Origin of the sequence: Sulfitobacter faviae (assembly GCF_029870955.1) — a bacterium.
Classification (GTDB): domain Bacteria; phylum Pseudomonadota; class Alphaproteobacteria; order Rhodobacterales; family Rhodobacteraceae; genus Sulfitobacter; species Sulfitobacter faviae.
The window spans coordinates 210,219-233,177 of sequence record NZ_PGFQ01000001.1 but is presented as its reverse complement, the minus strand read 5'-3'; the positions used below and the strand labels follow the sequence as shown (position 1 = coordinate 233,177).

The following is a 22,959-nucleotide window of genomic DNA, read 5'->3' as shown; positions in this document are numbered from 1 at the left end:
CCTATTGGGGCGGGGGGCTTCAAGAGGGAAATGTGGTTTCTGGTGGAAAAATTTGCGTAAGGCGGGGGCTCTGCCCCGGACCCCCGAGGGTATTTGAGAAAGGATGAAGTTGGAGGGGGAGGGGGCGGCTGTCAGAGGAGTGGGGGCAAAAGAAAAGGCCCCGCGGGAGAGCGGGGCCTTTGTGGTTTGGGTCAACTTAGTGGCTGTGCTGCTTGTCCCAGTCTTCCTGTTTCGGAAGCTGCTCGAACGTGTGTTCGGGCGGCGGGCTGGGCAGGGTCCATTCCAGCGTATCCGCGAATTCGTTCCACGGGTTGTTTGCGGTGGAGCGTGCGCCGCGGGTCAGCGTGTAGGCCATCACCCCGAAGAAGAAGAGGAAGGAGGCAAAGCTGAGGAAGGCGCCGATCGAGGACCACTGGTTCCAGTAGGCGAATGCCTCAGGGTAGTCGATGTAGCGGCGCGGCATGCCCTGACGGCCCAGGAAGTGCTGCGGGAAGAAGGTCAGGTTTGCACCGATGAACATCGCCCAGAAGTGCAGCTTGCCGGCCCATTCAGGGTACATGCGGCCCGTCATCTTGGGCAGGTAGAAGTAGATGCCCGCGAAGATGGCGAAGACGGCGCCGAGCGACATCACGTAGTGGAAGTGCGCCACGACGTAGTAGGTGTCATGGTAGGCGCGGTCCACGGCGGCCTGGCTCAGCACGATGCCGGTGACGCCACCGACGGTGAAGAGGAACAGGAAGCCGAAGGCCCAGAGCATCGGGGTTTTGAACTCGATGGAGCCGCCCCACATGGTGGCGATCCAGCTGAAGACCTTCACCCCCGTTGGCACCGCGATGACCATGGTGGCCAGCATGAAGTAGGCCTGCTGGTTCAGGGTCATGCCCACGGTGTACATGTGGTGCGCCCAGACGACGAAGCCCAATGCGCCGATCGCGATGATCGCCCAGACCATCGGCAGGTAGCCGAAGACCGGTTTGCGCGAGAAGGTCGCGATGACGTGGGAGATGATGCCGAAGCCCGGCAGGATGATGATGTAGACTTCGGGGTGGCCGAAGAACCACAGGATGTGCTGGTAGAGGATCGGGTCACCACCGCCTGCGGGGTCGAAGAAGGCGAAGCCGAAGTTGCGGTCCATCAAGAGCATGGTGATCGCGCCCGCCAAAACCGGCAGGGACAGGAGGATCAGCCAGCTTGTAACGAAGATCGACCAAGCGAAGAGCGGCACTTTGAACAGGGTCATGCCGGGGGCACGCATGTTCAGGAAGGTGGTGATCATGTTGATCGCGCCGAGGATCGAGGAAGCGCCGGAGACGTGCACCGCGAAGATCGCGAAGTCCATCGACATGCCCGCTTCGCGGACCGAAAGCGGCGGGTAGAGCACCCAGCCCACGCCGGAGCCGAGCTGGCCGTTGCCGCCGGGTGTCAGCAGCGAGCAAACCGCGAGGGTGGTGCCCGCGACATAGAGCCAGAAGCTGAGGTTGTTCATCCGCGGGAAGGCCATGTCCGGCGCGCCGATTTGCAGCGGCATGAAGTAGTTGCCGAAACCGCCGAAGAGCGCGGGAATCACGACGAAGAACATCATCAGGATGCCGTGGCCGGTGATCAGCACGTTCCACAGGTGGCCGTTTGGCGTACAGGCGGCAGAGCTATCCGCGATGAAACGCGCGCCTTCCATACACATGTATTGAACGCCCGGATCCATGAGCTCGAGGCGCATGTAGACGGTGAATGCCACCGAAATAAGACCGACCAAGGCCGAGACGATAAGGTACAGAATACCGATATCTTTGTGGTTGGTGGACATGAACCACCGGGTAAAGAACCCCCGGTCGTCGTGATGATCTTGGCCGTGAATGGCTGCGTCTGCCATGCGGTGCCTCCTGCAAATGAATTGGACACATGGCGCCATAGGCGGCACATGCGGTGTCGCGCCCGTTTTAGAGCGACCGTCTCGCGGGGGCAATGGGCGCGATGGTCGCAGGGTGGGTATTTTTTGCGCTGTGGCGATCGCCGTAAAATCCGGCCTTTGGGGTGCTTGGCGCGTGCTTTGCTGCTGTTAGGGGGTGATGTCGCAACTGCCTGTGGGGGCGCTGGCAAAGACCTCATCAAAGGTGGCGCGCAGGGCGAGATCGACATCGTCCATCGTGACGGGCAGGCCCAGATCGACCAGTGAGGTCACGCCGTGGTTCGTGATGCCGCAGGGGACGATGCCGCCAAAATGGCTGAGGTCAGGCTCCACATTGATGCTGATGCCGTGGAAGCTGACCCATTTGCGCAGCCTGATTCCAATGGCGGCGATCTTGTCTTCTGCGGGGCTGCCATCGGGCTGGGCGGGTTTCTCGGGCCGTTGCACCCAAACGCCGACGCGACCGGGGCGGATTTCGCCGCGCAGGTTGAACTGATCCAATGTGGCAATGACCCAATTTTCGAGCTGGCGCACGAAACAGCGCACATCGCGCCCCGGGCGGCGACGTTGAGCATGACATAGGCGACACGCTGGCCCGGCCCGTGATAGGTATACTGCCCGCCGCGCCGGGTGGGGTAGACAGGAAAGCGGTCAGGCTCCGTTAGGTCTTCGGCCCGCGCCGAGGTGCCGGCGGTGTAGAGCGGGGGATGTTCGACCAGCCAGATGCATTCCTCGGCCTCGCCGGCGGCGATGGCGGTGGCACGCGCCTCCATCCACGCCTCGGCGCTGCGGTAATCGGTCAAGCCGTCGGTGATGATCCATTCAACCATGGGGATGCCTTAGCAAGACCCGCGCCGCACCGCCAGAGGCGCCGGTCAGGCGGCGGCGTCGCGTTCCTCCAAGACCTTGCGCAGGAGTTGGGCGTAGTTTTCAGCTCCCTGCGCTCCGGTGATCAGGTATTTGCCCTCGAAAATCATCGACGGCACGCCAGAGATGCCGCGCGAAGTCCAGAATTGCTGCGCTTCGCGGGTCTGTTCGGCAAAGCTGCGGCTGCGGAGCACCTCCAGCGCCTCATCCCGGTCCAACCCGACGGAGGCCGCCACATCGGCAAGCACATCGGTATCGTTCACATTGCGCCCTTGGGTGAAATGCGCGTCGAACAGGGCCATCTTCAGCGGGTGTTGCAGCCCTTGGACCTGCGCCCATGTCAGCAGTTGATGCGCGGCAAAGGTGTTTTGCATCCGCGTGTCGTCGGAAAAATTGAAGGTAAAGCCCAAATCTTGGCCCATCTGCGTCAGCCGTTTGCGATTCTCGACCGATTGGGTAGGGGTGGAGCCGTATTTCTCGGCCAGATGTTCGGCCATGTTCTGGCCTTCGGCTGGCATCTGCGGGTTCAATTCAAAGGGGTGCCAACGCAAGAAAGCGCCGACGCCAACCGCGCCGAGCGCTTGCTCAAGTTGCTTGTAGCCCACGATACACCAAGGGCACATCACATCCGATACGATGTCGATCTGTACGGTGGGGGTATCTGTGGGGGTGGCGGTATCTGCGGGCATGGCGTGTTCCTTCTTGCTTGCGTCACAGATGGCCCGCCGAACGCGCGCTTTCAACGGCTGAGCCGTCAGATTGCAGGGCGGTAAGGGGATTGTGATCGGGGTTGCGGCTGCGGAAAATCGGGGGCTGAACCCGCTTTCTGAAACGCATTGAAAAAATTTGCTGATTGCCTCTTCACAAGCCCTTGGTCTTTGGCTAAACCCCGCCCACCAACCATGGCGTGCGGTCGTGGCGGAATGGTAGACGCGCAGCGTTGAGGTCGCTGTGGGGTAACACCCGTGAGAGTTCGAGTCTCTCCGACCGCACCACCATGCTTTGCAATGCAGAGCAATGGTCGGACCCCCTGAAAGAAAAAACGTTTTTGCCCTCGTCTCGGGCCGTGGTCAGCCTACACTCTTGCTGCGCGGTATCTTGCCGATTCCGCGCGTGACACCTGCACGGGGCGGGGCAGGCCGTTCTCATCGCGCGATTCCCCCGGCAGAGTGTTTGCAGCCAAGTCGGCAATGCCGTTTAACGGTTGCTAAGAATAAGGCCCGTTTGGGCGGGCAAAGGAGAACCGGCGCGAAAACCGGGGTGACGAACGCAAGGAGGGTAGCGCGTGGCGCAACAAGGGCAGACTCAAGGGGCGGCGCTTTGTCTCGCTCTTGGACTACTTCTTGGCGGGGGGCTGCGGCACAGGCCGCGGAACTGGCCATCACCGGCATCGCGGCGGATTCGGACCTCTATGCCACCCTGCGCGATGGGTCCTTGCTGGCCGAGCAAACCGATGAGGATGCCGAGCCTGCCACGCCGCAGGAATTGGTTGCCGCGGCGCAGGCCGATTATGGGCGGCTTTTGGCGCTGCTTTACGACAACGGGTATTTCGGGCCGACGCTCAAGATCACCTTGGATGGCGTCGATGCCGCCGCGATTCCCCCTGTGCAACCGCCGCGCCGCATCGACCGGGCCGTGATCACGGTAGACCCGGGGCCGAAGTTCCGCTTTGGCGCGACCCGCATCGCGCCCGTAGCACCGGGCACCGAGTTGCCGGACGGATTTGCCGCGGGGGAGACCGCGAGCCTTGGCGTGCTGAAGGAAACCGTCTCGGCCGGGGTCAGCGGTTGGCGTGACGTGGGCCACGCGAAAGCGGCATTGGCAGATCAAGACCTTGTGGCCAAACACCGTGAGCGCCAGATCGACGCCGCCCTGCGGCTGGCCCCGGGGCCAAAGCTGCGCTTTGGCGCGCTGACTGTGACCGGCAACGAAGACGTGCGCACCGCGCGGCTGATCGAAATCGCAGGGCTGCCACATGGGGAGGTCTTCTCGCCCGAAGAGTTGGAACTGGCCACCGAACGGCTGCGCCGCACCGGCGCGTTCGACGCCGTGGCGCTCATCGAAGCGGATCGCATTGGTCCTAACGACACGCTGCCCATCACCGCGCAGGTGACCGAAGCGCCCAAGCGGCGCTTTGGCTTTGGTGCGGAACTGTCCTCGCTCGAAGGGCTGACGCTGAGCACTTTCTGGCTGCACCGCAATCTGCTGGGCGGGGCCGAACGTCTGCGCCTCTCGGCTGAGATCGAAGGGATCGGCGGCAATTCGGGGGGCGAAGACTATACGCTCTCTGCCCGGTTCGAACGTCCGGCGACCTTTAACGAAGACACCGATTTCTACGCGCTGGCCACGTTGGAACAGCTGGACGAGGTGAATTACTTTTCCCGCCAGTTGGATCTGGAGGCGGGGATCGAGCGGATTGCCAACCAGAACCGCACCTATTCCGCGGGCCTCGGCCTGCGTGTGGCTGAGACCGAGGATGCCTTCGGCACCAACCAATACACCCTTCTGACCCTGCCGCTGGGGCCGAGTTCGACTACCGCGACAATGAGTTGGACGCGACCGATGGCTATTACATCGACGCCAGCCTCACGCCCTTTGTCGCTCTGTCGGGGTCTGAAAGCGGGCTGCGCAGCTATCTTGATGCGCGCTACTACCGCAGCTTCGGGACGGAGCGCCCGGTGACGCTGGCCTTTCGGGGGCAGCTTGGTTCAGTCGCGGGGCCGGACCTGTCGGAAGCGCCTGCGGATTACCTCTTTTACTCCGGCGGGGGCGGCAGCGTGCGCGGGCAACCCTATCAAACGCTTGGGGTTGAGCTGCCGAGCGGCGACACCGTGGGCGGGCGCAGCTTTGTCGGGCTATCGGCAGAGGCGCGCGTGGCCCTGACCGAGAAGATCGGCGTCGTGGGCTTTGCCGATGCGGGCTATATCGGGTCGGAAGAATTCTACGACGGATCAGGCACTTGGCACTCGGGCGCAGGTCTGGGGCTGCGCTATGCCACGGGCATCGGGCCGATCCGGCTGGACGTGGCCGTGCCCACATCGGGGCCGGAAGTGGATGAAGATTTCCAAGTCTATATCGGGATTGGACAGGCGTTTTAATGCGACAGTTTTTGCAGATCCTCACCGCCAGCCTTGTCTATCTGGCATGCCTCACACCGGCTGCCGCACAGGATGACGACAAGGGCTTTCTCACCCGGACCATTCAAGACGCGTTGAGCGGCGCGGGCCGAACCGTCAGCATCGACGGATTCGCAGGGGCGCTGAGTTCGGAGGCCTCCTTTGACCGGATGACGATTGCGGATGACGATGGCATTTGGCTGACGCTTGATGACGTGGTGCTGGATTGGAACCGTTCGGCCCTGCTGCGCGGACGGTTGGAGGTGGAGCAACTCACCGCCGGACGGCTCGATGTCGAGCGCCTGCCGGTCAGCAACGAAGTCGATCTGCCCGATGCCGAGGCCAAACCCTTTGCCTTGCCCGATCTGCCTGTCTCCATCGAAATCGCGGATTTCTCGGTGGATGAGATCAACCTGGGCGAGCCGATCTTGGGCGAGGCGGCGCAGCTTTCGGTAAGCGCCAATGCGCGGCTGACCGATACGGTCGGCATCGTCGACTTTCAGGCCCGCCGCACCGATGGCAAACGGGGCGAGTTCGACATTCAGGCCGATTTTGACCGCACCGAAAACGTGCTGGACCTCTTGTTGAACCTGACCGAAGACCCCGAAGGCATCGCCTCGAAATTGCTGAACCTGCCGGGGCAGCCTTCGGTGCAGATGACCGTCGAAGGGGCAGGGCCGCTGGATGATTTCGCGACCGATGTGACCATCGCCACCGATGGGCAAGAGCGTTTGGCGGGGCAGGTGACCCTTGGCACGCAGGCCCCGCGCCGTGCCAGCGATACACCGGACCGCCGCATTCAAGCCGATATCGGCGGCGACATCACTGCGCTGCTCGCCCCGCGCTACCGCGACTTCTTCGGCGAGGACGTGCGGCTGGCGCTGGATGCACTTCTGGAAAGCAACGGTGCGGTTGAGGTCAGCAGCTTTGCCCTTGCCGCGAACTCCGTCGATCTGCAGGGGCAGGTCACCTTGAACCAAGAGAAATGGCCGACGCTGATCGACATCTCAGGCCGGATCGCAAACCCCGATGGCACCTCGACCCTTCTGCCGATCTCGGGTGAGGGCACGCGGGTCGAGGCCGTGACCCTGCGGGTGGATTACGATGCCGCTGATGGCGACCGTTTCGACAGCGCCTTCGACATCACCGGGCTGGACACGGGCGCGCTGCAAATCGCGCAGACGCAACTGGCGCTCGACGGTATTCTCGAAGGCAACCTTGGCAGTCTGGGGCAATTCCTCGGCGACGTGACCTTTGCCACCGAGGGGCTGACGCTGACTGATCCGGCAAGTGCCGAGGCCATCGGCGATGCGATCACCGGCAGCGCCGAGATCCGCTTTGTCGAAGGTGAACCGATTGAGATCAACGGGCTGACCCTATCGGGCGAAGACTATGGCCTGACCGGCGAAGCCGCGATCGACGGGGTCGACACCGGGCTGCTCACCCAGTTGAAGATGACGCTCGAAGCCCAAGATATCAGTCGCTTTTCCGCGCTGGCGGGTCGCGATATCGCGGGTGCCACGGCGCTGGCGCTGAACGGCACGGTCACGCCTTTGGGCGGCATGTTCGATCTGGCCATTGCCGGGGGCACCGATGACCTTGAGATCGGGATCGAACAGGCCGATGCGGTTCTCGCGGGGCGGACCAGCCTTAGCATGGTGGCGAAACGCAACGAGACGGGGACTTTCCTGCGCGATCTTGAGTTGAAGAACGATGCGCTGGACCTGACCGGCGATGTCGAGCTGCGCAGCGAAGACAGCCGCGCGGCCTTGGACTTCACGCTCGCCGATGTTGGGCTGGTGCTGCCGCAATACGAAGGCCCCATCGCGGTCAAAGCGACAGCGGTGCAAGAGCCGCGCGGATGGGTTGTCGACGCGGTCACCGATGGCCCCTATGACGCGGCGCTGACCGTCTCGGGCTTGGCCACGGGCGAGGACGCGCAGATCGACTTCACCGCCGATATCCCCCGGATCGAAGATTTCCTGCCCGAGGCGGATATCACCGGCCCGGTCACCGCCAAAGGCGCATTGCGCCAGACGCCGCAGGGGTGGGAGATCGACACCGAAGCCAGCGGCCCGTTGGAGGCGCAGGCCTCGGTCGAAGGGCTGGTCACACCGCGCGTCGATGTGGCCTTTGACCTGTCACTACCCGATATCCAACCCCTCGTCCCGCAGATCAACGGCGGGGTCGCGGCCAGGGGCACGCTTGAGCAGACCGAACAGGGGTTTGTCGTCGATACCATTGCCAATGGCCCCTACGACAGCCGCGTCGCGGTCGAAGGCTTGGCGACGGGGCCTGACATGGCGCTGCGCTTTGACCTGACCTTGCCGGATGTCAGCCCGCTGGCCCCCGGGGCGAACGGGCCGCTGGCGGCCCAAGGCACGGTGCGCCAGCAGGAGAGCGGCATTGCCGTGGATGTCGCCGCGCGTGGCCCCTACGGCAGCAGCGCCGTGGTTGAAGGGCTGGTCACCGGCCCGAATATGGCGCTCAGCTTTGACCTCTCAGTGCCCGACGTCAGCCCCCTCGCGCCCGGTGTGAACGGTCCGCTTTCGGCCACGGGCGACATCCGTCAGTCCGATGACGGAATCGCCGTGGATGTCAGCGCCGATGGGCCCTACGGCAGCAGCGCCATGGTCGAAGGGCTGGTGACCGGAGAGGTCTCTCTGCGGTTCGATGTCTCGGTGCCCAACGTGAACCCGCTGGTGCCCAGTGTCTCGGGCTCTTTCGCCGCCAACGGCGTGGCGCGTCAGACCGAGAACGGCGTGCTCCTCGATGCCAGCGCCAGCGGCCCCTATGGCGCGCGGGCGACGGTCGAAGGCTTGGTCACCGGCCCCAATGCGGCGGTCGATTTCCAGCTGAACATGCCTGACATCGGCGCCTTGGTGGAACAGGTGAACGGCCCGCTCAGCGTCGCAGGCTCGGCCCGGCGCGAGGGGGAGGCCTGGCGCATCGACACCAATGCCAATGGCCCCGCAGGCACGCAGGCGACCGTGGCAGGGCTGGTGAACCCCGATGGGACGCTGAACCTCGATATCGCGGGCAATGCGCCGCTTGGTCTGTCGCGCCCCTTCCTTGCCCCGCGCAATTTGCAGGGGCAGGCGCGCTTTGATTTGCAGATCAACGGCCCGGCGGCACTGTCGTCGGTCAGCGGTCAGATCACCACCAGCGGCGCGACCTTCACCGCGCCGAACCTGCGGGTGGCGCTGCGGGGGATCGACGCGGATGTTCAGCTTGGGGGTAACCGGGCGCAGCTCAATGTGACCGGTCAGGCCGTCGATGGCGGAGCGCTGCGCGTGGCGGGGGCGATCACCCTGACACCGGCCTTGCCTGCGGATATCAACGTGACCCTGCGCAACCTCGTCTATGCGGACCCGAGCCTTTACAGCACCACGCTGAACGGCGATCTGCGGCTTGCCGGTCCCTTGAGCGGGGGGGCGCAGATCACCGGGGTGATCAACGCGGGCGAGACGAATATTCAGGTGCCCGCAACGGGTCTGACCTCAATCGGGGACATCCCGCAGATCACCCATGTCAACGCGCCCGCCGATGTGCTGGCGACCCGCCGCAAGGCCGGGTTGGAGGGGGCCGAGGCCGGGGATGATCCTGCGGCGGAGGCGTCCGGCCGCGGGTTCGGGCTGGACCTGCAACTCAACGCGCCGAACCGGATTTACGTCCGGGGCCGCGGGCTGGATGCGGAACTGGGCGGCGCGCTGAACCTCAGCGGCACGACCAACCGCATCATCTCGGCCGGGCGGTTCGAGTTGATCCGCGGGCGGCTCGATATTCTGGGTAAACGCTTTTTGCTCGACGAAGGGTCGGTCCAGTTTCAGGGTGATTTCATCCCCTATATCCGGTTCGTCACCTCGACCGATACCGAAGCGGGGGAGGTGCGTGTCATCGTAAGCGGCCCGGCGAATGAGCCCGAAGTCACTTTTGAATCCACCCCCGCCGCGCCGCAGGACGAGGTGCTGTCGCAACTCCTCTTTGGGCGCAACATCTCGGAAATCTCGGCCTTTCAGGCGCTGCAATTGGCCAGTGCGGTAGCGACTCTCGCAGGGCGCGGCGGCGACGGGGTGATCGGCAACCTGCGTGAGGGCTTTGGCCTCGACGATCTGGACGTGACCACCACCGAGGATGGCGAGACCGCGCTGAGGCTGGGGAAATATCTGACCGACAACATCTATACCGATGTGACGGCGGCCTCGGATGGCACGGGGGAGGTGTCGCTCAACCTCGATATCACCGAAAGCCTGACGGCCAAGGGCACCTTGGGCTCGGACGGCGACAGCAGCATCGGCATCTTCTTCGAGCGGGACTACTAATTGAAAGGGGCGCCTTACGGGGCGCCCTTTTTCTTAGCTGTCGTCGCGGGGGTGAAGTGGCCGTAACGGCCTTGGTCGAACATCAGGCCCGCCGCGCCATCCTCGCGCAGGGCGACCTGTTGCACATGGCCCAAGATCAGCGAATGATCGCCCGCCGGATGCACGGCATAGGTCGCGCAGTGAAACCGGGCGAGGCAGCCTGCGAAAGTGGGCACGCCGGCGGCGTCCTCCGTCCAATCGAAACCAGAGAAATCATGGCCTTGGCTTGCGAAACGCTGGGCCAAATCCTCCTGATCCGCGCCGAGGACGTGGATGCAAAAGGACGCCGCCGAGGTGAAACTGTCGTGCCGTTTGGAAGAGATCGCAGGCGACCACAGCACCAAAGGCGGGTCGAGCGAGACCGAGGCGAAGGAATTCGCAGTCATCCCCAAGGGGCCTTGGGCGGTTTTTACGGTCACCACGGTCACGCCGGTGCCGAAACGCCCGAAGGCACGGCGCAGCGCCGGGGCATCGCCGCTGTCGGGCGAGAAGGGGATCAGATCATCACTCATAGCGACAAGCGGTGCCATGTGGCGGCTGATTTGTCCAGCGGTGCCGGGGCGTTGCGCATCGGCCCCTTGCGCGGATTTTCGCGCCCGCGGTTGGGCCGAGGAACCGCCGCCAAGGCCCGGCGTTGGGCCAGCGATGAGAGGCATCATCGGCCCCAATTGGTGTCGATGCTGGCTGTCTGAAAGGGGCGGCGCAGGAGGTCTGCGCCGTCTGTCCAAGGCACCCGAATGCCGTTCACAGCAGAAAAGGCGCATCTCGTCGCGCCGGAAAGTGACTAAGATGATGCATGCAAGCAAACTCACCCTCGGCGCGGCCCTTCTGAGCGCCACCGCCTTCGGCTCCACCGCGATGGCCGATGACAATGAGACCGTCGACCACGTCGAGATCGGCTCCCTGTCTTGCGATGTGGGCGAGGGCACTGGCTTCGTTTTCGGCTCCACCCGTGAGCTGACCTGCACCTTCAACCCCATTCAAGAAGGTCTCGAAGATGAGACCTATGTGGGCGAGATCAACCGCTGGGGCGTCGATATCGGCAAGACCGAGAATGGCCAGATGTCATGGCTGGTGCTGGCCCCGACCGAGCAGGAATATTCCGAAGGCGGGCTGAACGGCAGCTACAAAGGCGTTTCCGCCGAGGCGACCGTTGGTGTCGGCGCGGGGGCCAACCTGATGACGGGTGGTTCCGAGAACACCTTGGCGCTTCAGCCGCTGAGCGTGAACACCCAGACCGGCGTGAACTTTGCCGTGGGCGTGGGTGAGATCAACCTGCAGCGCGTCGAAGGGTAACCCCACGCGAAAACGTTTCAAATAACGAACCGGGCCGTCCCTTGGGGGCGGCCCATGTGTATATGAGAGGCGTCAGAGCTTGGTCAGCCGGTCCCCACGGCGAACGGTGCCGTCTTGCACGATTTTGCACAGAACGCCGCGCAGCCGATGCGGGCGGTTTTCCTTTCGGTTGATCCACCGCAGGCTGTCTTGGCCATAGCGGTCGCGCCATTTGATGCAGCCGGTGTTGAACTTGTCGCTCACCTCCAGCACCGCAGACCCGGCTTGAAGGCGCGTGCCGACGGGCAGGTTCTCATGGCCAAGGTCCATGTCCACGATCATCGTATCGCCGGGGTGCGGCGTGTTTGCGCGGTCGCGCCAGCAAAGATCCATCACGCGTTTGGGCAGGATGGAGACCTGTATCCGCGGATCGGGGCTGCCGTCAGGCAGGGTCAGCCAAGGTTTCTCGGTCCAACGTTCGCCAAGGATGCCTTGGGCCACGGTCAGATCCAGTTCATCACGGAAATCCCGCTCCCCATAGTCAGGGCGAAAGCAAAGTTCTTCGATCACGGCGCCATCCTTGGGCGCGGCGAGGATATCTTGCAGGGCGGCGTCGCATTCCGCAGCGGAGGCGGGGGCGGCACTTGGGGGGCTGTTTGGTCCATGTCTCTCTTTCTCATGCAACGCGGCGGGGGCAGGTAGCCGCCCGCGCCGCGCAGGGTGTCAGCGGTTCATGCGGTTGCCGATCAGATCGTCCACCACGCCGGGGTCCGCCAGCGTCGAGGTGTCGCCCAATGCGCCGTAATCATCCTCGGCGATCTTGCGCAGAATGCGGCGCATGATCTTGCCCGAACGTGTTTTCGGCAGGCCCGGTGCCCATTGGATCAGATCGGGCGAGGCGATGGGGCCGATCTCTTGCCGAACCCAATTGCGCAACTCGGCCCGCAACTCTTCGGAAGGCTCCTCCCCGCTCATCAAGGTGACATAGCAATAGATGCCTTGGCCTTTGACGTCATGCGGGTAGCCGACCACGGCGGCTTCGGCCACTTTGTCATGGGCGACGAGGGCGCTTTCCACCTCGGCGGTGCCCATGCGGTGGCCCGAGACGTTGATCACATCGTCAACGCGGCCCGTGATCCAGTAGTCGCCATCGGCATCGCGTTTGCAGCCATCCCCGGTGAAGTAATAGCCCGGATAATCGGCGAAATAGGTCTTTTCGAACCTTTCGTGATCGCCCCAGACGGTGCGCATCTGCCCCGGCCAGCTGTCGGCGATGCAGAGCACGCCCTCGGCGGGGTTGCCGTCGATCTCTTGACCCGATGTCGGGTCCAGCACCACCGGTTTGACGCCGAAGAAGGGCTTCATCGCGGCCCCCGGTTTCATGTCATGCGCGCCGGGCAGGGGGGTCATCAGATGGCCGCCGGTCTCGGTCTGCCACCACGTGTCGACAATGGGGCAACGGTTCTGGCCGACGACCTCGTGATACCAGTTCCACGCCTCTGGGTTGATCGGCTCGCCCACGGTGCCAAGGATGCGCAGAGAGGACAGATCGCTTTTCGTCACATAGTCATTGCCTTGCCCCATCAGCGCGCGGATCGCGGTGGGGGCGGTGTAGAACTGCGTGACTTTATGCTTTTCGCAGACCTGCCAGAACCGGCTGGCATCCGGGTAGGTGGGCACGCCTTCGAACATCAGCGTGGTGGCGCCATTGGCCAGCGGGCCATAGACGATATAGCTGTGCCCGGTGACCCAGCCTACATCCGCCGTGCACCAGTAAATGTCGCCGTCGTGGTAATCGAACGTCACCTCATGGGTCAGCGCCGCATAGGTGATATAGCCGCCGGTGGTATGGACCACGCCCTTGGGCTGACCGGTGGAGCCTGAGGTGTAGAGGATGAAAAGCGGGTCTTCGGCGCCCATCGCCTCCGCTTCGCAGGTCTCGGCGGCATCCTTGATCAGTGCGTTGTAATCGCGGTCGCGCGCATCGTCCCATGCCACGTCACCGCCCGTGCGGCGCACCACGAGGCATTGAACGCTGGCATCGCATTGCGCCAGCGCCTTGTCGGCATTGGCCTTAAGCGGTGTGGCCTTGCCACCGCGCGGGGCCTCATCCGCGGTGATCACCACCTTCGCCTCGCAGCCATTCACTCGCGCGGCGAGGGCATCGGGCGAGAAGCCGGCGAAAACGATCGAGTGAATCGCCCCGATCCGCGCGCAGGCCAGCATGGCATAGGCGGCTTCGGGGATCATCGGCATATAGATGATCACGCGGTCGCCTTTGCCCACGCCGAGATCACGCAGCACATTGGCCATGCGGCAGGTGGCGCTGTGGAGCTCGCGGTAGCTGATATGTTTGGCCTCATCTTCGGGGCTGTCCGGCTCCCAGATGATCGCGGTCTGATCGCCGCGCGACTCAAGATGGCGGTCGATGCAATTGGCGCTGACGTTCAGCTCGCCATCCGCGAACCAATTGATGCTGACCGACCCGAGGTCGAAGTTCACGTCGCGCACTTGGGTGAAGGGTTTGATCCAGTCGATCCGCTGCGCCTGTTCGCGCCAGAACCCATCGGTGTCGGTGACCGATGCTTGGTACATCTTGTCATAGGTCTGGGCGTCCACATGGGCCCGGGCGGCCATGTCGGCGGATGGCGGATAGGTCTTGGCGGTGGCGTCGGACATGGTGGTTCCTCCCTTGATGTTCGCATCACCACGGGGCGCGGGTCTAACCCGGTGGCCGTGGCGTCCTCCTCAGCCGGATCATAGCGGCCCGTGAAAAGAAGGGAATAAGCAACTGGATTACAAGGGCTTGCCTGTAAAGGTTTTTCCCGATTGGGGTGATTTCTGTAAATTTTCCGTTCTTCCCCGGTGATTGGCGCGGTTTTTCAAAGCCTTGCCAGTCAAACTTGGCGCAACTGTCTTGCAGCTGTCGTATTTGCGCGGCATGACGGGGTTGGCAGGCCAGCCCCGCGGGGTAGCCTGTGCGCCAATCCGCCCACCCAAGGGCGGCAACTATGGGAGAGAGCCATCATGAAAAATCTGCTGAGCGGTGCCGCCGCCTGTGCGCTGACTGTCGCGTTTGTAAGCGAAGCTGCCGCGACCGAATGGAACGCCTCGGTCTGGGGCAAGCGCCGCGCCTTCACCGAACATGTGGAAAAGATTGCCGAACTGGTCTCTGAGAAGACCGACGGCGAATTCACCATCAACGTCAGCTACGGCGGCCTGTCCAAGAACCGCGAAAACCTCGATGGTATCTCCATCGGCGCTTTCGAGATGGCCCAGTTCTGCGCCGGCTACCACGCCGATAAGAACCGCGCGATCACCGTGCTGGAACTGCCGTTTCTGGGGGTGAGCAACCTTGAAGAGGAAGTCGCGGTTTCCAAAGCGGTCTATGACCACCCCGCCGTCGCCGAGGAGATGGCGCAGTGGAACGCGAAAATGCTGATGACCTCGCCCATGCCGCAGTACAACCTTGTCGGCACCGGCGATCCGCGCACCACGCTCGAAGATTTCGACGGCATGCGTGTCCGCGCCACCGGCGGTCTGGGCAAAGCCTTTGAAGCCGTCGGCGCCGTGCCCACATCGGTGACCGCGACCGAAGCCTATAACGCGATGGAATCGGGTGTCGTTGACACCGTGGCCTTCGCCCAGCACGCGCATCTGTCCTTTGGCACCATCAACAAGGCCGACTGGTGGACCGCGAACCTCAACCCCGGCACCGTGAACTGCCCTGTCGTGGTGAACATCGACGCCTATGAAATGCTGAGCGACGAAGAGCGTGAAGCGCTTGACAGCTCGGTCGATGAGGCGCTGGATCACTACCTCGCCAACTATGCGGAACTGCTGGAGAAATGGGATTCCGTTCTCGAAGAAAAAGGCGTGGAGAAGGTTGAGTATTCCCCGAAGTCATCGCCGAGTTCAAAGAGAAAGCGGCCGATCCCGCGCGCGAAGCATGGATCGAAAACATGGAAGCGCAGGGCATCCCGGGTCAGGAACTTTATGACCTCGTGATGGAGACGCTGGAAAAAGAGCGCGCCTCGAACTAAGCCCAGCCGGGCATGACTGTGAGGGCCGTGCGGATTGACCGCGCGGCCCTTTCGAGTTCCAAAACGCAACAAACAGACTTTCTGAAAAGGAGAGCCGATGGCCGGATCATCCGCCGTGCTGGAGGACAGCAGCCTCCTCAGCCGCCTCGACCGGGGCCTGCTGAAGCTGGAAACCTTCTTTGCCCTGATCTCGGGGCTTGCCGTTTTCTCACTGATGATACTGGCCGTCTGGTCCGTGGGGGGCGCAAGTTCTTTTCCACGCCACTGGCGGGCTATGTCGACTGGATCGAAGCGGCGATGCCTTTCATCGCCATCATGGGCATCGCCTATACCCAACGCATGGGCGGTCATGTGCGCATGGACATCCTGATCGGCCAGCTGAAGGGCCGCGCGCTTTGGGCGGCGGAACTGCTGTCGGTGGTGCTGATCCTTTTGCTGATGCTGGCGCTGACATGGGGCGCTTGGGCGCATTTCGACCGCAGCTTTGACATGAACGCCCCGATGTGGAGCCGTGACAGTTCGATCGACATCGGCCTGCCGATCTGGCCCAGCAAACTGGTGGTGCCGCTGGCTTTCGTCGTGATCTCTTTGCGGCTTTGCCTGCAGATTTGGGGCTATGGCCGGGCCTTGGTGCTGGGGCTGGAACGCCCCGTGGCCGTGCCGCTGGTGCAATCGGCGGCGGAACAAGCAATGGCCGAGGCCGAACAACTGGATGGACGTGACTGATGGATCCTATTGAAATCGGCCTTTGGGTCTCGGGCGGTATGCTCGTCATGGTGGTGCTTGGCATGCGGGTGGCCTTTGCCGCGGCCATGGCGGGGCTTGTTGGCCTGATCTGGATTTTCTGGGCCAAGAAGGGCATGGAGTGGGACCAGCTTGGCTGGGCGCTGACCGTGGCGATCAAGACCGCAGGCCAAGTGCCGCACTCTAAGGTATCGAGCCAGACCCTCTCGCTCATCCCGACCTTCATCCTGATCGGTTTTCTCGCCTATTACGCGGGTCTGACCAAGGCGATCTTCGAGGCGGCGAAACGTTGGTTCGCTTGGGTGCCGGGCGGTTTGGCGGTCTCGACCGTTTTCGCCACCGCAGGCTTTGCGGCGGTGTCTGGCGCGTCGGTCGCGACGGCGGCGGTCTTTGCCCGTATCGCCATCCCCGAAATGCTCAAGATCGGCTATAACAAGCAATTCGCAGCCGGTGTCGTGGCGGCAGGGGGCACGCTGGCCTCGCTGATCCCGCCTTCGGCGATCCTTGTGATCTATGCCATCATCGTTGAGCAGGACGTCGGCAAGCTGCTGCTGGCGGGCTTCGTGCCCGGTGCCTTCTCGGCGGTGGTCTATGCGGTGTTGATCATCGGCATCGCGATGATCTGGAAAAGCGTCGGCCCGCCGGTGCGCGGCTTTACATGGGGCGAGCGTTTTGCCTCGCTCCCCGCTGCGATGCCGATTGTCGCCGTGGTCGTGATCATCATCTTTTTCGTCTACAACCCCTTCGGCGACGCTTGGGGCACCCCGACCGAGGGCGGGGCCGTGGGCGCCTTTATCGTCTTCTGCATGGCCGTCTTCCGTGGCATGCGGCTGGCCGAGTTGAAGGACGCGCTGCTGGAGACCGCGAAGCTGACGGTGATGATCTTCACCATCATCTGGGGCGTGCTGATCTATGTGCGCTTCCTTGGCTTCGCCGATCTGCCCGGTGCCTTCGCCGACTGGATTTCCTCGCTCGAAACCTCGCCGATGCTGATCCTGATCTGCATCCTCTTGGCCTACGCCGTGCTGGGCATGTTCATGGACGCCATCGGGATGCTGCTGCTGACGCTGCCGGTGGTCTATCCGGCGGTCATGGCACTCAACGGGGGCGAGATGGTCTCGGCCGCCGACAGCGCCTTTGGCATGTCGGGTCCGATGTGCGCGATCTGGTTTGGCATTCTGGTGGTGAAGATGGCGGAGTTCTGTCTGATCACCCCGCCCATTGGCCTGAACTGCTTTGTCGTCGCGGGCGTGCGCCCCGACCTCAGCGTGCAGGATGTGTTCCGCGGCGTGACGCCCTTCTTCATCGCCGACGCGGTCACCATCGGCCTCTTGGTCGCTTTCCCGCAAATCGTGCTTTGGCTGCCGTCCCTCGCGGGATAAGCGGCCCTAGCCACCGGGCTTTTCCGCGGCGGGTTCATCCGCCGCGGTTGCCGCCACATCGGGGGCGGATTTATCCAGAAAATGCCCGATCATGTTGAGCGCGGTCACGTTCTCACAGATCACCTTGAAAACCACGAGGAAGGGCACCGCCACGAGCGCGCCCGCAATCCCCCAAAGCCAGCCCCAGAAGACCACGGTGAGGAACACCGCCACGGTGTTCAACTCCAACCGCCGCCCGACGAGGTAGGGGGTGATGAACTGTCCCTCGATCCCGGTGAGGATCTGATAGCCAAGCGGGGCGAGGATGGCATAGCCGACACTGTCGAATGTCGCGATGGCATAGGCCCCCACCAGCACCGCGCCGATCACCCCGCCGATATAGGGCAGGAAGTTCAGCAAAAACGCCGCCAAGCCCCAGACGTAAGGTACGGGCAGTCCAAGCGCGAAGAGGTAGAGCCCCACCGAAATGCCTAAACCTGCGTTGATGATGGTGATGGTCAGCAGGTAGCGCGAGACGCGGCGCTCTACGTCATAGACCGCTTTCAAGGCGCGTTTCTTGCCGGTGAAGGTCTGAAAGGACTGCACGAGCTTGAGGTAGAACAGATCGCCCGAGGCAAGCAGGAACAGCGCCAAGACCAAGGCGACCGCCACGGTGCCCCCGATGCGCGCGCCGGTGTTCATGGCGTTGTCCAGCAAGCCGGGCTGTTTGACCACCACCTCTTCGGGCCTCCCGCTGCCATTCTCGGTGCCGATCTGTTCGACCTGTTCAGTGGCCGAGCGGACATCCTCGACCGTTTGCGCCCAGCCTTGGAGCTTGCGGCGTATCTCGTTGCCCATGGTGGGAATTTCGTCGGACCAAGTCGCCACGGTGCCCGCCGACAGGCCAGCCAGAACAAAGATGATCAGCCCGACACAGCCAATCAGCAGCACGGCACCCAATGGGGCGGAGATGCCGAATTTCTCGAAAGAGCGGATCAGCGGGCTGAGCGTCAGCGCAAGGAGGAAGCCCAGCAGGATCGGCAGCAGCAAGTCCTTAGCGAAATAGGCCGTCACGAAGAGGGCGATCAGAACCAGCACCTCCAGCAGCCGTCTGATCGCGGCGATATCGTTCAATGTCTTCCCCCAGATGCCCTGCGCATACGTCAGGAGGCTAACGCCGAACGGGGGGAAAAGTTCATTCGCGGCTAGGGGACCACCGCTTGCAGACGCAAAGCCTGCCCGCCAAGGGCGCGAAAGGCGCGTTGGCGGCAGGTCAGGACGATGATCTGCATATCCCCCGCTTGCCGGTGCAGCGCGTCGAACATCCGCTCGATCCGGTCGTCATCGGTAAAGACCAGCGCGTCGTCCAAGATCACCGGCGCGATACGCCCCGCCCGGGCGAGCATCCGCGCGAAGGCCAGTCGCACCAGCAGAGCCACTTGTTCCTGCGTGCCGCCCGAAAGCACCTCGATCGGCTCTTCCCGGCCCTCGCGGATCAGCGCATGGGGCAGGAGCGATTCCTCGCCCCATGTCAGTTCCGCATCGGGCCAAAGCAGTTGCAGCAGCGGTTTCAGTTCCTTGACGATGGGGGTGAAATAGCGCTCTCGCGCCTCGTTCCTTGCGTCCTGCAAAGCCTCTTGCAGCCGGGTCAGCACCGCGACCTCATGGGCGATCCGGGCAAGGGCCGCTTCGGCGGCTTGCAATTGGTCTTCGGTCTCGGCCAGCCGTTCCTCCACCGCGTCGCCAGAGGCGCGGGTGATGCGTTCGCTCAGCCGGGCGAGCAGGGGGTGCAGGCGGGCGATCTCTTCTCGGGCCTGCGTCTCGACCGATTCCGCGCGGGTGAGCGCGGCCTGAAGGCTGGCCGCATCCGGCGCGTCCTTGGCCTTCTCTGCATGGGCGAGGCGGGCGGCCTCCAGCGCGGCGGCGGTGGTGACGGTTTGGGCGGCGAGGTCCTTTTCTGTGACGTCGCCCAGCTTGGCCTGCTGCGCCTCGGCGCGCTGCAACCGGTCGGTGAGCGAGCCAAGCTGCGCCTCTTTGCCCGCCGCATCGGCCTTGGCATCGGCCAGCGCCTCGGCGGTAGTCTCACGCGCGATGCGGCGGCGCTCATGTGCGGCCTGCGCGGTTTGCAGCGCGTCTTCGGCCTGCGCGAGATCGGGTGCGCCCGAGACCTCTTCCGGCGCAGGAATGGCGGCGAGGGCTTGGTGCAGCGCGTCGATCCCATCGGGGGCGAGGCTGGCGAGCACGGCTTTCGCCTCTCCCTGCCGCGCCGCGGCCTCGACCCGCGCCGCCCCGGCGGCACGGGCCTGCGCCAGATCCGCCGCGCCGATCTCGTCAAGGGCGGTTTGCAACCGGGTCGTGGCGGCGTCGACCGAGCCGTCCTCGCCGCCCCCCGCGCCGGGCTCGATCTCCAGATCGCCGATCCCGTCGATCCGCAGGGTGGTGCGACGTGGCAGGGGCAGGGGATGCCATCGGCCAAGGGGCCGTCATTGCCGTGGATGGCGCCCGATTGATTGGGGGCGTAGCGGACTGTCACCTGCGGGGCTGCCGCATCGCGGGCGGCGCGGCTGGCGGAGAGTTCGGCGGATAGCCTTTCCAACCGTTGCAGCGCCGCGGCGTCCGGGCCGGATTTGGCGGCGGCAGCTGCGGACTCCATCCGGCGGCGGGCATCTTCGGCTTCTTTGATACGCGCTTCGAGCGCTTGGCGCCGGTCAGCACCATCGCGGGCCGCACGGGCGCGGAGGGCGTGGCGGTGGTCATCCTCGGCGGCTTTGAGCGCCGTCCGGGCCTCGGCGGCGGCGGCCTCTGCGGCCTCCAACGTGGCGCGGCGGTCTGACAGGGCGGCGCGGGCCGCTTCCGCCGCTTCGCGTGCTGCGGCCTCGGCGCGGCGAGCGGCCTTTTGCTCGGCCTCTCCGGCGCGGTAGTTGTTGAGACGCGATGTGGCATTATCGGCGTTGAGGCGGGCCAGTTCCACGGCCCGGTCAAGCGCCTCCATCTCTTCTGCGTGGCGGGTCGCGGCTGCATGGGCGGCGCGGGCGGCCTCCAGTTTCTCGCGGCGTTCGGCGACCACCTCGGGCGCTTCCAGCTCGGCCAAGGCGCGCCGCGCGCGCTGGCGTTCGGCCAAAGCGTCTTGCAACGCGCGTGCGGTCGCGGCTAATTGATCGCGCGCGGCCGTCAGCGCCTCGACCTGATCCTGCGCCTCTTTCCACGGCCCGCCGGTGCGGGGGCGTCCGGTGCTGGTGGCGTATTGGGCCAACTCTTCGCGGCATTGCGCCAGCGCCTTGTCCATGCGCCGCCCGCCGGTCATCGCTTCCACCTCGGCCCCGACCGAGGTCATCAGATCGCGCCGCGCTTCCAGCGCCAGTTTCTCTTCCTTGGTCGAGCCGCCGGTCAGCGCGGTCATCCCCTGCCGCACCCAGATCAGCCCCGAGGGGCCGCCCGCATCGCCGCCCAAAAGCTGCGCGATCCATGCTTCGGCCTCATCCGCCTGCGCGATCAGCTTGCCCTCGCGGTGCACGGTGGCGAGGGGCTTTTGAAACCAGCGTTTGTGCAGGGCAAAACGGCCCGCCTCGGTCTCGACCTCGATGGTCACCTCGGGCGCGCCGCCCGCATGGGGGCGCAGGGCCGAGACCTCTTTGTCGCGCGAACCGAAGGGTTTGAAGAACAGCGCCTGTATCGCGTCGAAGAGGGTGGATTTGCCGTGCTCGTTCGGCTCGCTCAGGACATTGATCCCATCGCCGATCCCGGTGACCTGCGCGGGGTCGGTGAAACGGCGGACGTTGTTGAGGGTGATGGCGCGGATTTTCATGTTTTTGCCCCCTGCACATAGGCGTGAAGCCGGGCCAGCGCATCGGCGGCCACGTCACGGTCGGATGGGGGAAGGGTCTCGGACTGCGCCTCGTTCACCAAGGTTTCCGCCGCCATGCGCAGCGCGCCGCCGCGGTCGATCTCATCAAGGTCCGCGGCCTCATACTGCGTGCCCAATCCGTCCGTCAGCAGTTCGAAATGGGCAAAATCGGGGGCGCAGGCTTGGGCCGCGTGGGCCAGCGCCGCGCGATCGGGAAGGCTTGCCCAGCCTCCCGCCTTGACGCGCAGGAGGTGGTCCCGGCGGCCTGTCTCGGGCAAGAGCGTCTGCAAAGCCGCCGCGACATCTTGCCGGGGATGCAGTGTGACCTCGGCCTCAGACCACAGGAAACTGCCGGTCTCGACTCCTTCGATCTTGGGGCGCGCGCCGGGGCCTGCGATTTCGACCGCAAGGCAGACGCCACGGCGCCCGTGTTTGAACCGGTCCTGCTCGGGCGTGCCGCAGTAGTGCACCCGGTCAGAGACGGCCATCCGTCCGTGCCAATCGCCAAGGGCGAGGTAGTCAAGCCGCGCGCGCTGGTCCCGGTCCGGCGCGATGGCCTCTCCGCTGTCGGTGAAATCGGTGACCCCGCCATGGGCAAGGCCGATGCGCATATGGCCTTCGGGGCTGTGCATCCGGTCCAGCGGGGCGCTTGGGTCACTGGCGCCTGCGCGAAAGGCGACGGGGCAGGGCAGCAGGCTGACCCCCTCGGCCATTTCGACCGGGGCGTTTTCGGTAAGGGCACGCAGATTGGGCGGCGCATCCCGGGCGATGACCTCCCACAGGGGTTCGGCATCGCGCAGGTTGTCGTGGTTGCCGGGCAGGAGCCACCATGTCACCTCCGCCGCCTCGCCCATGGCGGTGAGCGCCTGCCGCAGCACGCTGGCCGAGGGTGTCGCGGTGTCGAATGTATCGCCCGCCAAGAGCACATGCGCCGCCCCGTGTCCCCGCGCGGCCTGGGCCAGTTTGGCAATGGCGCCATGCCGCGCTTCCATCAGGCGCCCCCGGATATTGCCGTCAGGCGCTTGCGGAATATTCGCGAATTTGCGCCCGATATGCAGGTCGGACGCGTGGATGAAGCGGAATGTCATGCGGGGGTCCTGAATGGCTTTGGCGAAGGGCGGGGGTGAAATAGGCTAGCGCAATGGTCGATCGGCCGCGCGGCCAGCCGGGGCGGCCCATCGCTGCCACCCCATTCATCGCAAACTCAGCGCGGAGTGCAAGGCCATGCAAAATATGCGCGAATTTCTGGCACTCGGTAGATTGCGCGCTAACTATGCCCGAAACGCGTTTAAAACGCAGCGGCGCCATTGCCCAAACCCGGCAGTTCCGAGATAGGATACCATGTAGACCCGCATTCGAAATCCGCCCCGCGTGGCGGGCACCGCTTGTCAGCTGCGGGCGTCCTTGCGCCCTCGGCCTGTCGATCAGCACTTTCTATTGGA

The 22,959-nt window shown here is 64.3% G+C and carries 13 protein-coding genes, 1 tRNA gene and 3 pseudogenes; 8 read left to right on the top strand and 9 right to left on the bottom strand.

Translation table 11 applies throughout. From position 1 onward, the window contains the following. Positions 1 to 196: 196 nt before the first annotated feature. The 3 genes and pseudogenes from ctaD to CUR85_RS01215 form a co-directional block, all read right to left on the bottom strand. Positions 197 to 1,870, bottom strand: coding sequence for a cytochrome c oxidase subunit I (gene ctaD / locus CUR85_RS01225; RefSeq protein WP_067261244.1), 1,674 nt, complete (start codon positions 1,868 to 1,870; stop codon positions 197 to 199). A gap of 186 nt (positions 1,871 to 2,056) precedes the next feature. Further along, positions 2,057 to 2,736 (bottom strand): annotated as a pseudogene (lipB, locus tag CUR85_RS01220) (lipoyl(octanoyl) transferase LipB). 45 nt (positions 2,737 to 2,781) lie between these two features. After that, complete coding sequence (locus tag CUR85_RS01215; protein WP_067261248.1) at positions 2,782 to 3,462, bottom strand: DsbA family oxidoreductase; 681 nt, start codon at positions 3,460 to 3,462, stop codon at positions 2,782 to 2,784. Between the two features lie 220 nt (positions 3,463 to 3,682). Here CUR85_RS01215 and CUR85_RS01210 point away from each other — a divergent pair. From CUR85_RS01210 to CUR85_RS01195, 4 genes are all read left to right on the top strand, one after another. Next, positions 3,683 to 3,768, top strand: a tRNA-Leu gene (locus tag CUR85_RS01210). 325 nt (positions 3,769 to 4,093) lie between these two features. Beyond that, the gene (locus tag CUR85_RS20020; protein ID WP_280321135.1) at positions 4,094 to 5,455 is read left to right on the top strand and encodes an autotransporter assembly complex protein TamA; all 1,362 of its coding nucleotides are present in this window, start codon (positions 4,094 to 4,096) and stop codon (positions 5,453 to 5,455) included. Then, positions 5,347 to 5,871, top strand: a complete 525-nt coding sequence (locus tag CUR85_RS01200) for an autotransporter assembly complex protein TamA (RefSeq protein WP_280322846.1) — start codon at positions 5,347 to 5,349, stop codon at positions 5,869 to 5,871. The genes CUR85_RS20020 and CUR85_RS01200 overlap by 109 nt, the downstream gene beginning before the upstream one ends. After that, entirely contained in the window at positions 5,871 to 10,211 is a 4,341-nt protein-coding gene (locus CUR85_RS01195) for a translocation/assembly module TamB domain-containing protein (RefSeq protein ID WP_067260525.1), read from the top strand. The genes CUR85_RS01200 and CUR85_RS01195 overlap by 1 nt, the downstream gene beginning before the upstream one ends. Before the next feature lie 14 nt (positions 10,212 to 10,225). Here the strand turns inward: CUR85_RS01195 and CUR85_RS01190 are convergent, their stop codons facing one another. Continuing rightward, positions 10,226 to 10,762 carry a flavin reductase family protein gene (locus CUR85_RS01190; protein WP_280322845.1) on the bottom strand — a complete coding sequence of 179 codons (537 nt, stop codon included), beginning with the start codon at positions 10,760 to 10,762 and terminating at the stop codon, positions 10,226 to 10,228. 277 nt (positions 10,763 to 11,039) lie between these two features. Here CUR85_RS01190 and CUR85_RS01185 point away from each other — a divergent pair, with 277 nt between their 5' ends. Continuing rightward, positions 11,040 to 11,546 (top strand): DUF992 domain-containing protein, encoded by a 507-nt coding sequence (locus tag CUR85_RS01185; RefSeq protein WP_082851898.1) that lies wholly within the window; start codon positions 11,040 to 11,042, stop codon positions 11,544 to 11,546. A 72-nt stretch (positions 11,547 to 11,618) separates the two neighbouring features. On the opposite strand, the gene CUR85_RS01180 is transcribed toward CUR85_RS01185, so the two are convergent. Next, the gene (locus CUR85_RS01180) at positions 11,619 to 12,131 is read right to left on the bottom strand and encodes an MOSC domain-containing protein (protein ID WP_280322843.1); all 513 of its coding nucleotides are present in this window, start codon (positions 12,129 to 12,131) and stop codon (positions 11,619 to 11,621) included. 117 nt (positions 12,132 to 12,248) lie between these two features. Further along, positions 12,249 to 14,204: an acetate--CoA ligase gene (gene acs / locus CUR85_RS01175; protein WP_067260519.1), complete on the bottom strand. Its 1,956-nt coding sequence runs from the start codon at positions 14,202 to 14,204 to the stop codon at positions 12,249 to 12,251. A 348-nt stretch (positions 14,205 to 14,552) separates the two neighbouring features. On the opposite strand from acs, the pseudogene CUR85_RS01170 reads away from it, so the two are divergent. The 3 genes and pseudogenes from CUR85_RS01170 (at position 14,553) to CUR85_RS01160 (ending at position 17,694) form a co-directional block, all read left to right on the top strand. Then, a pseudogene (locus CUR85_RS01170) lies at positions 14,553 to 15,568 on the top strand (C4-dicarboxylate TRAP transporter substrate-binding protein). 97 nt (positions 15,569 to 15,665) lie between these two features. Next, positions 15,666 to 16,294, top strand: a pseudogene (locus CUR85_RS01165) (TRAP transporter small permease subunit). Further along, positions 16,294 to 17,694 (top strand): TRAP transporter large permease, encoded by a 1,401-nt coding sequence (locus CUR85_RS01160; RefSeq protein ID WP_067260509.1) that lies wholly within the window; start codon positions 16,294 to 16,296, stop codon positions 17,692 to 17,694. The pseudogene CUR85_RS01165 and the gene CUR85_RS01160 overlap by 1 nt, the downstream one beginning before the upstream one ends. A gap of 6 nt (positions 17,695 to 17,700) precedes the next feature. Here the strand turns inward: CUR85_RS01160 and CUR85_RS01155 are convergent, their stop codons facing one another. The 3 genes from CUR85_RS01155 to CUR85_RS01145 form a co-directional block, all read right to left on the bottom strand. Next, a complete protein-coding gene (locus CUR85_RS01155) occupies positions 17,701 to 18,807 on the bottom strand; it encodes an AI-2E family transporter (protein WP_231886248.1) in 1,107 nt (368 codons plus the stop codon). Positions 18,808 to 19,441: 634 nt separating this feature from the next. Next, entirely contained in the window at positions 19,442 to 21,478 is a 2,037-nt protein-coding gene (locus tag CUR85_RS01150) for an AAA family ATPase (RefSeq protein WP_280321125.1), read from the bottom strand. Then, positions 21,475 to 22,605, bottom strand: a complete 1,131-nt coding sequence (locus CUR85_RS01145) for a metallophosphoesterase family protein (RefSeq protein ID WP_067260501.1) — start codon at positions 22,603 to 22,605, stop codon at positions 21,475 to 21,477. Before CUR85_RS01145 ends, CUR85_RS01150 begins: the two co-directional genes overlap by 4 nt. Positions 22,606 to 22,959 lie beyond the last annotated feature (354 nt).